We start from the raw sequence: 13,064 nt of genomic DNA, 5'->3' as shown, positions 1-13,064 counted from the left end.
CCACTGAAATGGGAATATGCTATGCAACATAAGTTACTGATTAACGGAGAACTGGTCAGCGGCGAAGGGGAAAAACAGCCTGTCTATAATCCGGCAACGGGAGAAGTATTACTGGAGATTGCCGAGGCAACCGCAGAGCAGGTTGATGCCGCTGTTCGCGCGGCAGATGCCGCATTTGTCGGGTGGGGGCAAACCACGCCGAAAATGCGTGCGGAATGCCTGCTGAAACTGGCGGATGTTATCGAAGAGAACGGTCAGGTTTTTGCCGAACTGGAGTCCCGTAACTGTGGCAAACCGCTGCATAGTGCTTTTAATGATGAGATTCCGGCGATTGTCGATGTCTTTCGCTTTTTCGCCGGCGCTGCGCGCTGCCTGAATGGTCTGGCGGCGGGTGAATATCTTGAAGGTCATACATCAATGATTCGCCGCGATCCATTAGGTGTTGTGGCCTCTATCGCCCCCTGGAACTACCCGTTGATGATGGCAGCGTGGAAACTGGCTCCGGCGCTGGCGGCGGGGAACTGCGTAGTGCTTAAACCATCAGAAATTACACCGCTGACTGCGTTGAAACTGGCAGAACTGGCGAAAGATATCTTCCCGCCAGGCGTGATCAACGTACTGTTTGGCAGAGGTAAAACGGTGGGTGATCCGCTGACCGGACATCCAAAAGTGCGCATGGTGTCGCTGACGGGGTCTATCGCTACCGGTGAGCACATCATCAGCCATACAGCACCATCCATAAAGCGCACCCACATGGAACTGGGCGGTAAAGCACCAGTGATTGTCTTTGATGATGCAGATATTGAAGCAGTGGTCGAAGGTGTGCGCACCTTTGGCTATTACAATGCCGGACAAGATTGCACTGCTGCCTGTCGTATCTACGCGCAAAAAGGTATTTACGACGCGCTGGTGGAAAAACTCGGTGCCGCAGTGGCAACGTTAAAATCTGGTGCACCGGATGATGGTGCCACAGAGCTGGGGCCGTTAAGCTCACTGGCACATCTCGAACGCGTCAGCAGGGCGGTGGAAGAGGCGAAGGCGACGGGACACATTAAGGTGATCACCGGCGGTGAAAAACGGCAGGGTAACGGCTATTATTATGCGCCTACACTGCTGGCCGGTGCGTTACAAGAAGATGCCATCGTTCAAAGAGAGGTATTTGGCCCGGTAGTGAGCGTGACGGCCTTCGACAACGAAGAGCAAGTGGTTAACTGGGCGAATGACAGTCAGTACGGGTTGGCCTCTTCGGTGTGGACGAAAGATGTCGGTCGGGCGCATCGCGTGAGCGCTCGTCTGCAATATGGCTGCACCTGGGTCAATACCCACTTCATGCTGGTCAGTGAAATGCCGCACGGCGGGCAGAAACTTTCAGGTTATGGCAAAGATATGTCACTTTATGGGCTGGAAGATTACACCGTAGTACGCCACGTAATGGTTAAGCATTAAGGATAGTGTTGTAAATCTGGAGAGTGTGAGAGGATCTAACCTACTGTCAGAGAGTTGATTTCTCTCTGACAGTACGTGCTGCGTGCAATATCGCTACATCAAATAAACCAACCAAATCTCATAGAGATAAGAGTAAACAACCCAACAGCAGCAAAGAGATTTATCAGCACTACAGTTTTACTGGAAACGTTCATTTTTGCCTACCTTTTGTCATAGCCCTTATGTGTATAGTACGGGTTGGGAAAATCCGCAATCATACTCATTCTGAAGATGGACAAGAGCATGCCGTAGGTTATTGAATTTATCTTAAATGGATTGAAAACTTGATGCGCATCAAGAAATGACGCATATTTGCGCGCGTTTTATTCACCTGGCTGGATGCCTGTACATGTCTCTTTTTCAATGTTTGCTTGTTTTTTATGCTGTTATGGCAGTAATCGCCTTTCTTATTACCTGGTTTCTTTCCCACGATAAGAAGAGCATTCGCTTTCTGAGCGCCTTTCTGGTGGGGATCACATGGCCGATGAGTTTTCCAGTGGCGCTACTGTTTTCACTGTTTTAAATCTTACTCGCTGGCTTGACGGCACAACGCAGACTTATATCATTTGAGTGAATCGATAAATTTCACAAGTGGCTAAGGAGAAAGTATGTCGCATCTGGATGAGGTCATCGCGCGCGTGGATGCCGCGATTGAGGAGAGCGTCATTGCCCATATGAACGAATTGTTAATCGCCCTGAGCGATGACGCAGAGTTAAGCCGGGAAGATCGCTACACCCAGCAACAGCGTTTGCGCACAGCAATCGCCCATCACGGACGCAAGCATAAAGAAGATATGGAAGCGCGCCACGAACAGTTAACGAAAGGCGGCACCATCCTCTGATTAAAACGTGCGTCTGGCCACCAACCAGGCGCCAACTACCAATAAAACCGCTCCGCAAATTGGACCAATCAACGCCCGAAGTGGCACGCCATGACTGCGGAAAATATCCAGTACCAGACCTCCAATAAGTTGGCTGGCGACCAGTACTGCAATGGTCGTTGCCGCCCCCACATTTTGATACCCGCTGATACTGGCGAAGACAAAAAATGATCCCAGCAAACCAGGGATTAGAGTCCACCAACGCACGCTGGACACCAGTTCGCCAAACCCTGCCATCCCTTGTTTAAACCACAAAATAGACACGAACAGCACAATTCCCACCAGTGAGTTCAGTAGCATGGCGATGAGAATGGTGGAGGAGGTCTGAGTGATGCGCACCATCAATGTGTTTTGCACCACCAGGCCAATCCCGGCGGCGATCAAAAAGGCAAGGGTAAGCGACTGATTCATCCGATAGCGTCCGGTTCACTGCGTTCGTCGAGTTGCAACTGCATAAAGGTGAGATCCAGCCAGCGACCAAATTTAGTGCCTACCTGCGGCATTTGTGCGGTGACGACAAATCCCAGCGACTGGTGTAGATGCAGCGAGGCCTGATTTTGCGACTCGATCCCGGCAACCATGACATGCTTCCCGCAATCCCGCGCTTCATCAATCAACCGGCTTAACAATTTGCGCCCAAGACCTTTGCCCTGATGATCCGGATGAACATATACCGAATGTTCCACTGTATGGCGAAAACCGTCGAAACTACGCCAGTCACCAAATGAGGCATACCCCGTGACAACGCCATTTTCTTCGCTCACCAGCACCGGATAACCGGATAGTACTACTTAATTTTTGCTTTCGTAATTTCGCATTTCTGCGTCGTTACGGGAGGCGCATTATACGAGAAATCTTTCCCTCTGCAACCCCCCTAAAAAATTTTTTTTGAGTTTTTATCTCAAGTGCTGAAATTATCGGCAAGACGTTCAATTTAGCGTCAAAATCACGCCGCCGCAAGTGGATTTCGGCGGTTACGTGACCAGGAAAAATTTTACATCTTGATGAAGTGCTCGCGGTAGTAAGCCAGTTCCGCCACCGATTCACGGATATCATCCATCGCCTGATGCGTCCCCTGTTTGGTAAAACCATCAAGAATTTCCGGCTTCCAACGGCGCGCCAGCTCTTTCAGCGTGCTGACATCGAGATAGCGGTAGTGGAAGTACGACTCCAGTTCCGGCATGTATTTGAACAGGAAGCGACGATCCTGACCAATACTGTTACCGCAGATCGGTGATTTTCCTGCTGGCACCCACTGTTTTAAGAACTCGAGCGTCGCCAGTTCCGCTTCCCGATCGCCCATCGTGCTCGCCTTCACACGCTCCACCAGCCCACTGGCGGTATGAGTGCGCACGTTCCAGTCATCCATCAACGCTAACTGTTCATCAGACTGGTGTACTGCAATGGTCGGCCCTTCTGCCAGAATATTCAGGTTGGCATCGGTCACCAGCGTGGCAATCTCAATAATGCGATCGCGCTCGGGATCCAGACCGGTCATCTCAAGATCGATCCAAATCAGGTTGTTTTCATTGGCACTCATGCTATTTTCCACCCATTCACAGTGACTATATTGATTCGCAATTGCGTGTATCATAGATGTTTTGCCCATCAGGGGCGACCAGGAGTCAGTACGATTGAGTAAAAATAAACTCTCCAAAGGCCAGCAGCGCCGTGTGAACGCCAATCACCAGCGTCGTCTTAAAACGTCTAAGGAGAAGCCCGACTACGACGACAATCTGTTTGGCGAGCCTGATGAAGGTATCGTCATCAGCCGTTTTGGCATGCATGCTGATGTGGAATCCGCCGATGGCGAAGTTCACCGCTGCAATATTCGCCGCACTATCCGTTCGCTGGTGACTGGCGATCGCGTTGTCTGGCGTCCGGGCAAACCGGCGGCGGAAGGTATTAATGTCAAAGGGATCGTTGAAGCGGTGCATGAGCGCACCTCGGTGTTGACGCGCCCGGATTTTTACGACGGCGTGAAGCCCATTGCCGCCAACATCGACCAGATCGTCATTGTCTCCGCCATTTTGCCGGAGCTGTCGCTCAATATTATCGACCGTTACCTGGTGGCCTGCGAAACCTTGCAGATTGAGCCGATTATTGTGCTCAACAAGATCGACCTGCTGGACGATGACGGTATGGCATTTGTCAACGAGCAGATGGATATTTACCGCAACATTGGTTATCGCGTATTAATGGTTTCCAGCCATACTCAGGATGGCCTGAAACCGCTGGAAGAGGCGTTGACCGGGCGGATCAGCATCTTTGCCGGGCAGTCTGGCGTCGGTAAATCCAGTCTGCTGAACGCGTTGCTGGGGCTGCAAAAAGAGATCCTGACCAACGATGTTTCGGACAACTCTGGTCTGGGTCAGCACACCACCACCGCCGCACGGCTGTATCACTTCCCGCACGGCGGTGATGTGATTGATTCCCCTGGCGTGCGTGAATTTGGTCTCTGGCACCTGGCACCGGAACAAATCACTCAAGGCTTTGTCGAATTTCATGATTACTTAGGCCTGTGTAAGTATCGCGATTGCAAACACGATACCGATCCGGGCTGCGCTATCCGTGAAGCGGTTGAAGATGGGAAAATCGCGGAAACTCGTTTCGAAAACTATCACCGTATTCTGGAAAGCATGGCGCAGGTAAAAACGCGTAAAAACTTTTCTGATACGGATGACTGACAATTAAGCTAACCGTCGTTAGAATCGTCCCCTTTTTTTCAGGATCCGGCATGTACGCCGGATCAGGAACGACAAAACAATGGCCTGGAGGCTACCTTGTTAAATTCATTCAAACTTTCGCTACAGTATATTCTGCCGAAACTATGGCTTACTCGCCTGGCGGGTTGGGGTGCAAGCAAGCGGGCAGGATGGCTGACAAAACTGGTTATCGATCTGTTCGTTAAATACTACAAGGTCGACATGAAAGAGGCGCAGAAACCGGACACCGCCAGCTACCGTACCTTTAACGAATTTTTTGTCCGTCCGCTGCGTGACGATGTGCGCCCGATCGATACCGACCCGAATGTTCTGGTCATGCCTGCCGATGGTGTTATCAGCCAGTTAGGTAAAATCGAAGAAGATAAAATCCTGCAAGCCAAAGGCCACAACTACAGTCTTGAAGCCCTGCTGGCGGGTAACTACCTGATGGCGGATCTCTTCCGCAACGGTACGTTTGTGACCACTTACCTCTCCCCGCGTGACTACCACCGCGTACATATGCCGTGCAACGGTATCCTGCGTGAGATGATCTACGTGCCGGGCGATCTCTTCTCGGTGAATCATCTCACAGCCCAGAACGTGCCAAATCTGTTTGCCCGTAACGAACGCGTAATCTGTCTCTTCGATACCGAATTCGGCCCGATGGCACAGATTCTGGTCGGTGCGACGATTGTTGGTAGCATTGAAACTGTCTGGGCAGGCACCATTACGCCACCGCGCGAAGGCATCATCAAACGCTGGACCTGGCCTGCCGGGGAAAACGACGATTCTGTGGCGCTACTGAAAGGCCAGGAAATGGGGCGCTTTAAACTCGGATCTACTGTTATCAACCTGTTTGCGCCGGGTAAAGTGAATCTGGTTGAGCAACTGGCAAGCCTTTCTGTCACTAAGATTGGTCAGCCGCTGGCTGTATCTACCGAAACCTTTGTTACGCCAGAAACTGAACCGGCCCCGCTTCCTGCTGAAGAGATCGAGGCAGAACACGACGCCAGCCCATTGGTTGACGACAAAAAAGACCAGGTCTAATCCATCAAAGGAAACGCTGACGTGCGCCTGATTATCACTTTTCTGATGGCCTGGTGCCTCAGTTGGGGGGCGTACGCCGCGACGGCCCCCGATAGTAAACAAATCACCCAGGAACTGGAGCAGGCAAAAGCGGCGAAACCTGCGCAGCCGGAAGTCGTAGAGGCGCTCCAGTCTGCCTTAAATGCGCTTGAGGAACGTAAAGGTTCCCTTGAGCGCATCAAGCAATATCAAGAAGTCATTGATAACTACCCGAAACTCTCCGCTACTCTGCGCGCACAGTTAAACAATATGCGTGATGAGCCGCGCAGCGTGTCGCCGGGGATGTCTACCGACGCGCTGAATCAGGAAATACTCCAGGTCAGCAGTCAGTTGCTGGATAAAAGCCGTCAGGCCCAGCAAGAGCAGGAACGCGCCCGCGAGATTGCGGATTCGCTTAATCAATTACCACAACAGCAAACTGACGCCCGCCGCCAGTTGAATGAAATTGAGCGCCGACTGGGGACACTCACGGGAAATAGTCCGCTTAATCAGGCACAAAATTTCGCGTTGCAGGCCGACTCCGCACGTTTGAAATCATTGGTCGATGAACTCGAGCTGGCGCAACTTTCTGCCAATAACCGTCAGGAACTGGCTCGTCTGCGCTCGGCACTGGCAGAAAAAGAGAGTCAGCAACTGGATGCGTATTTGCAGGCCCTGCGCAACCAGTTGAACAGCCAACGCCAGCTTGAGGCAGAGCGGGCGCTGGAAAGCACTGAATTACTGGCAGAAAGCAGTGCCGATTTGCCGGAAGATATCGTTGCTCAATTCAAAATTAACCGTGAACTATCGGCAGCGTTGAATCAGCAAGCGCAGCGGATGGATCTCGTCGCCTCACAGCAGCGTCAGGCTGCCAGCCAGACGTTGCAAGTCCGGCAGGCGCTGAATACGCTGCGTGAACAGTCGCAATGGCTGGGTTCATCAAACTTGCTCGGTGAAGCACTGCGGGCGCAGGTGGCACGCCTGCCGGAAATGCCGAAACCGCAACAGCTTGATACCGAAATGGCTCAGTTGCGCGTGCAACGGTTGCATTATGAAGATCTCCTCAATAAACAGCCACAACTGCGACAGATCCTTCAGGCCGACGGCCAGCCGCTGACTGCCGAGCAAAACCGGATACTCGAAGCTCAATTGCGTACTCAGCGCGAGTTGCTTAACTCATTACTCCAGGGCGGCGACACGCTACTGCTTGAGCTAACCAAGCTGAAAGTTTCCAACGGGCAACTGGAAGATGCGCTGAAAGAGGTCAACGAAGCGACACACCGCTATCTGTTCTGGACCTCTGATGTGCGCCCGATGACCATCGCCTGGCCGTTGGAAATCGCCCAGGATCTGCGTCGTCTGATCTCGCTGGACACCTTCAGTCAGTTAGGTAAAGCCACCATGATGATGCTGACCAGCAAAGAGACTATTTTACCGCTGTTTGGCGCGTTGATTCTGGTCGGTTGCAGCATTTACTCGCGCCGCTATTTCACCCGTTTTCTTGAACGTTCGGCGGCTAAAGTCGGCAAAGTCACTCAGGATCATTTCTGGCTGACGTTACGGACGCTTTTCTGGTCGATCCTCGTCGCTTCGCCGCTACCAGTGCTGTGGATGACGCTGGGTTACGGCTTGCGCGAGGCGTGGCCTTATCCGCTGGCGGTAGCGATTGGCGATGGTGTAACGGCCACCGTGCCACTGCTGTGGGTGGTGATGATTTGCGCCACCTTTGCTCGCCCGAACGGCTTGTTTATCGCCCATTTCGGCTGGCCGCGCGAACGTGTTTCCCGTGGTATGCGCTACTACCTGATGAGCATTGGGCTTATCGTGCCACTGATTATGGCGCTGATGATGTTTGATAATCTCGACGACCGCGAGTTTTCCGGCTCACTGGGACGTCTTTGCTTTATCCTCATTTGCGGTGCACTGGCAGTGGTCACGCTCAGCCTGAAAAAAGCCGGGATCCCGCTGTATCTTAACAAAGAAGGCAGTGGTGACAACATTGCCAACCATATGCTGTGGAACATGATGATTGGCGCGCCACTGGTCGCTATTCTCGCCGCAGCCGTGGGTTATCTGGCAACAGCGCAGGCTCTGCTGGCAAGGCTGGAAACATCGGTCGCCATCTGGTTCCTGTTACTGGTGATTTATCACGTTATCCGCCGCTGGATGCTGATCCAACGCCGCAGGTTGGCGTTTGACCGGGCGAAGCATCGCCGTGCTGAAATGCTGGCACAACGCGCGCGTGGCGAAGAAGAAGCGCATCATCACAGTAGCCCGGAAGGGGCGATTGAAGTGGATGAAAGCGAAGTCGATCTCGATGCTATCAGTGCACAATCCTTGCGGCTGGTGCGTTCAATCCTGATGCTGATCGCCCTTCTTTCAGTCATCGTGCTGTGGTCAGAAATTCATTCCGCTTTTGGCTTCCTCGAAAATATTTCGCTGTGGGATGTCACCTCCACAGTGCAGGGCGTGGAAAGTCTGGAACCGATTACTCTCGGTGCAGTGCTGATTGCCATTCTGGTGTTTATCATCACCACGCAACTAGTGCGCAACCTGCCCGCGCTGCTGGAACTGGCGATTTTGCAGCACCTTGATTTAACGCCAGGTACAGGTTACGCCATCACCACCATCACCAAATATCTGCTGATGCTGATTGGCGGGCTGGTCGGCTTCTCGATGATTGGTATTGAGTGGTCGAAATTGCAGTGGCTGGTCGCTGCACTCGGTGTTGGTCTCGGTTTTGGTTTGCAGGAGATTTTCGCCAACTTTATCTCTGGTCTGATTATCCTGTTCGAAAAACCGATTCGCATTGGCGATACGGTGACAATTCGCGATCTTACTGGCAGTGTGACGAAAATTAACACCCGCGCCACCACTATCAGCGACTGGGATCGCAAAGAGATTATTGTGCCGAACAAAGCGTTCATTACTGAGCAGTTTATCAACTGGTCGCTTTCTGACTCGGTCACGCGCGTGGTGTTGACGATTCCGGCTCCTGCCGATGCCAACAGTGAAGAAGTGACGGAAATCTTGCTAACCGCAGCGCGTCGCTGCTCGTTGGTCATCGACAACCCGGCACCGGAAGTCTTCCTGGTCGATCTACAACAGGGGATTCAGATTTTCGAGTTGCGTATTTACGCCGCGGAAATGGGTCACCGTATGCCGCTGCGCCACGAGATCCACCAGTTAATTCTGGCGGGCTTCCACGCCCACGGTATCGATATGCCATTCCCGCCGTTCCAGATGCGTCTGGAAAGTCTTAACGGTAAACAAACGGGCAGAACATTAACGTCTGCGGGTAAAGGGCGTCAGGCAGGAAGCTTGTAACGTGAGAAACTGCCGGAGGCGACTCTGGCAGTTTCAATCACCAACAAAACTGATAGCGCAGGAAAAACTGCCATAGCCAGTAGCCGAAGATCGCCAGTGCGGTGGCGTACATAAACCAGCCGCGTTTTTTTCGCCACTGCGTGAACCAAAGAAAAGGGAAAAACAGCGGCAACGTCATTATCACACCGACATCGCGAGTATCGTCATTTTCCAGATGCTCCAACACATCGCAGATGTTGTTAATCCCGCGTCCATCAATCATCCATTCTTTGTCCAGCGTGGACAGTATCAGAATCCAGAGAACAGATACGAAGAACCAAATGCAGCATAAAATAAACTGATGTGCACTCATGACGTTTCAACCGACAGTTTCATTTCGCTAAAACGCATTCTGAACAAATCACCGTATCCGACCAATTCGCCACGAAAAACCAGGAACCTGATAAGGTAAGCGCAATAAATATCCGACAGGTTTCGCCACCGATTCCGGTCTCGATCTTTGAGGGTATTAATGGTATTGCCGACCACCATCGCTATTTTACGGGTGTGGCAGGCATCGAAAAAAGAGAGAATAGTCTGCTCTATTTCCGCTACATCCCCAGCAGAAAATTGCAGTGCTCTGACTTGATCTTCGGTTATCAGCGGGCCCCGACCCGTGCCATCCATGACATCTTCCTTTTCAGACAACTCATCGCCGGGCTGGCGATGAGTTGTTATTGCATACAATCAATCTAAGGTTAACTCAGGCTTATTCGCCATGCGGCCGCAATAGTTCTGGTAAATCGCCATTGCTAACAGCGAGAAGAAGACAGGGCCGCCAATCATCCACAATGTGCTATCCCAGTCTCCGGCTTCGACTACTGGCTGGATGATGGTAAAGACGTTAGCAAACGTCACCACCAATACGACAACCACTGTGGCAATCATTGCTGACATGTGCGTTTTGAAAATAACAAACGGTCTGTCGAGATCCTGACGCGCTTTAAAGAACGGGAATGCCAGGGCAAGGAACAGATACGGAATGGTCATGGAGACATTCGCCATCAGCGTCAGCTTGTTAAAGAACGCCGATGCGGTGCCGCCGCCAAACGAAACCAGCAGGATGAAGACAGTAACCAACCCGCACTGCATCCACATCGCAATAGACGGCATTCCCATCGCGTTCAGACGCGTCATTGGTTCCGGCCACAATGCTTTCGGCGTCCCCTGGATGATTGCTTTCAACGGCGAGTAGCAAAGCGTAAAGAACGCCCCCGTGTAAGCGAGGAACATCGAAAGTCCGGTAATACGCGCAAACCATACCCCCAGCGACAATGATGCTTCGGGCGACAAATGCAGTGCATTACCCAGCGTCATCCCAAGGCTCTTCATCAGTACATAAGTAATATTGCCAAGGTTAACCGAACCATTACTTAATACCTGCTGCCAGTTAGTGCTGACGCCCCATAAGAATATTGCCAGGGAATAACCAATCGAAATAACAATAGCGGCAAAAACAATACCTTTAGCAAAATTCTTTTCAGGATTTTCCGTTTTATCAACCAGACCGCCAACAGCTTCAATTCCACCGTAAGCGAAAATAGCAAATACGACAAAAGATAACATCGCCAGACCGGACTGATATCCCGGATTTGGAGATACCACAAAATTAATATCCTGTGCGAAATGACCACCATTTAATAACAAAATAGCAACGCTCACTAACAGTAATACTAAATTAAGACACATTACTGCTATACCACCTACCGCAGTAATACGGGCTATTTTATTAATCCCTTTTGAGGCGACGACGGTAACCAGAACCATCCATGCGACAGCCAACAGACCAACAACCTGCGTAGGCTCCAGCCCGGAAATACTCCAGTGCTGAGTCATGTCGCTACCATAGAGGAATGTTGAGAACGGCACCCAAACTTTAGCGGAAGTACTCACCATCCAGATGATATAAGAGGAAAACCACATAAAGGTGCCGATGAAAGCAAAACGTGGCCCAACGCTATTATTCATCCAGGAATAGATACCGCCCTCTTCTTTGCGATAGGCCGCCCCCATTTCAGCCATCATTAAGGCGAATGGAATAAAGAATAATAATGCAGAAAATATATAAAATGGAATCGCACTATAACCCATTAAATAATAAGCCGATGGGCTATTCGCAAAACCGAATACTGAAGTAAAGATCATCAATATGAGCCCAATTAGACTCATCTTTTTTATCGTGTGAGGCATGGAATCATCCTTCATTTCAGCGCATATATTAAACGCGCCAATTAACTGCACTACCCACCGATTGGCAGGCAACAATAAAACTAATACAGAATTGATACCTGGATGATAGCAAACATCCAGTCTTAAATTGTGCGCTTTAGCGGGAAAATGAAAACATCTGCTACAGAATGGCGTCAGCTACGCCATTCTGTGTTGCGATTGAGCTAGCTTTTCAGAATTATGCCCGGTCGACACTAAAGGCAATGACTTCCGCCAGTGTCTCAGCGCCCAATGCCAGCATCACCAGGCGGTCAACACCTAACGCCACGCCGGAACAGTCAGGCATACCAACTTCCAGGGCGTCAATCAGGTTCTGGTCGATAGGATGTTGTGGTAAACCACGCGCCGCACGTTTACGGTTATCCTGCTCAAAGCGTTGTTGCTGTTCACGAGCGTCCGTCAATTCATGGAAACCATTCGCCAGCTCAATACCTTTGTAGTAGACCTCGAAGCGTTCCGCGACCCGATGATCTTCCGTACTGATTTGTGCCAGTGATGCCTGGCTGGCCGGGAAATGGTACACAAACGTTGGTTTTTCTTTACCAATGTTCGGTTCCACGCCAAAGGTAAACAGCAGTTGCAGCAACGTGTCGCGGTCTTCTTCGGTGTCTGCAACGTTACTCAAGTCCAGTTTCGCCGCGACTTCTCGCAGTTGCGTTTTGTCAGCAGAAAGCGGGTCTATTTCCAGATAACGCAAGAAAGCTTGTTGATAAGAAAGGCTTTCTGCCGCCGGGCAGTCCAGCACCTGTTGCAAGAGGTCGTCCACCTCATTCATCAACCGATACATATCATAATGCGGTCGATACCACTCCAGCATAGTGAACTCAGGGTTGTGATAACGTCCCATCTCTTCATTACGGAAGCTGCGGCACAACTGGAATACCGGACCACAACCGGCAACCAGCAGGCGTTTCATGTGGTATTCCGGGCTGGTCATTAACCAGAGATTCATCCCCTGCGAGTGCCCGGGGCCTACGAAACGTGTCTCAAACGGGACCAAATGAATATCGGTTACCGTCGCCTGGCTCATACAAGGCGTCTCCACCTCCAGCACTCCACGATCGGCAAAGAAACGACGGATCTCCGCCATAATCGCCGCGCGTTTTAATAAGTTAGGAATGGATGCGCTCGGCTGCCAGGATGCCGTTTCGCTCATAGTAAAATCTCCAGTTTTTGACAAGGGCACGAAGTCTACTCGCAACGCGACGGCGAGACAAATTTTACGCAGAAATCAATCAACGGTGGGCTGTGACTAAAAAAACCGCAATATGATGGTTTAGTAATTAAATTAATCATCTTCAGTGATAATTTAGCCTCCCGGCACGCTAAAAAA

At 51.1% G+C, this 13,064-nt stretch carries 13 protein-coding genes and 1 pseudogene; 6 read left to right on the top strand and 8 right to left on the bottom strand.

Annotated elements, in window-relative coordinates:
• Positions 1–21 precede the first annotated feature (21 nt).
• Positions 22–1,446, top strand: coding sequence for an aminobutyraldehyde dehydrogenase (gene patD, locus ESM_RS0103265; protein ID WP_001163919.1), 1,425 nt, complete (start codon positions 22–24; stop codon positions 1,444–1,446).
• A 98-nt stretch (positions 1,447–1,544) separates the two neighbouring features.
• On the opposite strand, the gene yncL is transcribed toward patD, so the two are convergent.
• Positions 1,545–1,640, bottom strand: coding sequence for a stress response membrane protein YncL (gene yncL / locus ESM_RS1000000126195; RefSeq protein WP_071985532.1), 96 nt, complete (start codon positions 1,638–1,640; stop codon positions 1,545–1,547).
• Between the two features lie 194 nt (positions 1,641–1,834).
• On the opposite strand from yncL, the gene ESM_RS01000000123945 reads away from it, so the two are divergent.
• Positions 1,835–2,008: a GhoT/OrtT family toxin gene (locus tag ESM_RS01000000123945; RefSeq protein ID WP_001516416.1), complete on the top strand. Its 174-nt coding sequence runs from the start codon at positions 1,835–1,837 to the stop codon at positions 2,006–2,008.
• A gap of 85 nt (positions 2,009–2,093) precedes the next feature.
• A complete protein-coding gene (ydcY, locus tag ESM_RS0103255; RefSeq protein ID WP_000018633.1) occupies positions 2,094–2,327 on the top strand; it encodes a DUF2526 family protein YdcY in 234 nt (77 codons plus the stop codon).
• On the opposite strand, the gene ESM_RS0103250 is transcribed toward ydcY, so the two are convergent.
• The 3 genes and pseudogenes from ESM_RS0103250 to orn form a co-directional block, all read right to left on the bottom strand.
• Positions 2,328–2,777: a DMT family transporter gene (locus tag ESM_RS0103250; protein WP_001076542.1), complete on the bottom strand. Its 450-nt coding sequence runs from the start codon at positions 2,775–2,777 to the stop codon at positions 2,328–2,330.
• Positions 2,774–3,151 (bottom strand): annotated as a pseudogene (locus ESM_RS01000000123940) (GNAT family N-acetyltransferase); the annotation flags it as partial. The gene ESM_RS0103250 and the pseudogene ESM_RS01000000123940, both read right to left, overlap by 4 nt.
• A gap of 209 nt (positions 3,152–3,360) precedes the next feature.
• Positions 3,361–3,906 carry an oligoribonuclease gene (gene orn / locus ESM_RS0103240; protein WP_001517620.1) on the bottom strand — a complete coding sequence of 182 codons (546 nt, stop codon included), beginning with the start codon at positions 3,904–3,906 and terminating at the stop codon, positions 3,361–3,363.
• Positions 3,907–4,000: 94 nt separating this feature from the next.
• Between orn and rsgA the strand changes: the two genes are divergently transcribed.
• The 3 genes from rsgA to mscM all read left to right on the top strand — a co-directional run bounded on the left by rsgA (position 4,001) and on the right by mscM (position 9,463).
• On the top strand, positions 4,001–5,053 hold the full coding sequence (rsgA, locus tag ESM_RS0103235) for a small ribosomal subunit biogenesis GTPase RsgA (RefSeq protein WP_000041983.1): 1,053 nt from the start codon (positions 4,001–4,003) through the stop codon (positions 5,051–5,053).
• Between the two features lie 96 nt (positions 5,054–5,149).
• Positions 5,150–6,118 carry an archaetidylserine decarboxylase gene (gene asd / locus ESM_RS0103230; RefSeq protein WP_000934902.1) on the top strand — a complete coding sequence of 323 codons (969 nt, stop codon included), beginning with the start codon at positions 5,150–5,152 and terminating at the stop codon, positions 6,116–6,118.
• Between the two features lie 21 nt (positions 6,119–6,139).
• Positions 6,140–9,463, top strand: coding sequence for a miniconductance mechanosensitive channel MscM (gene mscM / locus ESM_RS0103225; protein ID WP_001236833.1), 3,324 nt, complete (start codon positions 6,140–6,142; stop codon positions 9,461–9,463).
• 37 nt (positions 9,464–9,500) lie between these two features.
• On the opposite strand, the gene ESM_RS0103220 is transcribed toward mscM, so the two are convergent.
• The 4 genes from ESM_RS0103220 to epmA all read right to left on the bottom strand — a co-directional run bounded on the left by ESM_RS0103220 (position 9,501) and on the right by epmA (position 12,887).
• A complete protein-coding gene (locus ESM_RS0103220) occupies positions 9,501–9,815 on the bottom strand; it encodes a YjeO family protein (protein ID WP_001272717.1) in 315 nt (104 codons plus the stop codon).
• The gene (gene yjeN, locus ESM_RS0103215) at positions 9,812–10,129 is read right to left on the bottom strand and encodes a protein YjeN (RefSeq protein WP_000349123.1); all 318 of its coding nucleotides are present in this window, start codon (positions 10,127–10,129) and stop codon (positions 9,812–9,814) included. Before yjeN ends, ESM_RS0103220 begins: the two co-directional genes overlap by 4 nt.
• A 60-nt stretch (positions 10,130–10,189) precedes the next feature.
• Complete coding sequence (gene yjeM, locus ESM_RS0103210; RefSeq protein WP_010376292.1) at positions 10,190–11,692, bottom strand: glutamate/gamma-aminobutyrate family transporter YjeM; 1,503 nt, start codon at positions 11,690–11,692, stop codon at positions 10,190–10,192.
• A 217-nt stretch (positions 11,693–11,909) separates the two neighbouring features.
• The gene (gene epmA / locus ESM_RS0103205; protein WP_000004769.1) at positions 11,910–12,887 is read right to left on the bottom strand and encodes an elongation factor P--(R)-beta-lysine ligase; all 978 of its coding nucleotides are present in this window, start codon (positions 12,885–12,887) and stop codon (positions 11,910–11,912) included.
• Positions 12,888–13,064: the final 177 nt, after the last annotated feature.

It is taken from the genome of Escherichia sp. TW09308 (assembly GCF_000208565.1).
GTDB lineage: Bacteria > Pseudomonadota > Gammaproteobacteria > Enterobacterales > Enterobacteriaceae > Escherichia > Escherichia marmotae.
The sequence above is the reverse complement of the archived record's forward strand: the minus strand, read 5'-3'. Positions and strand labels throughout refer to the sequence as shown.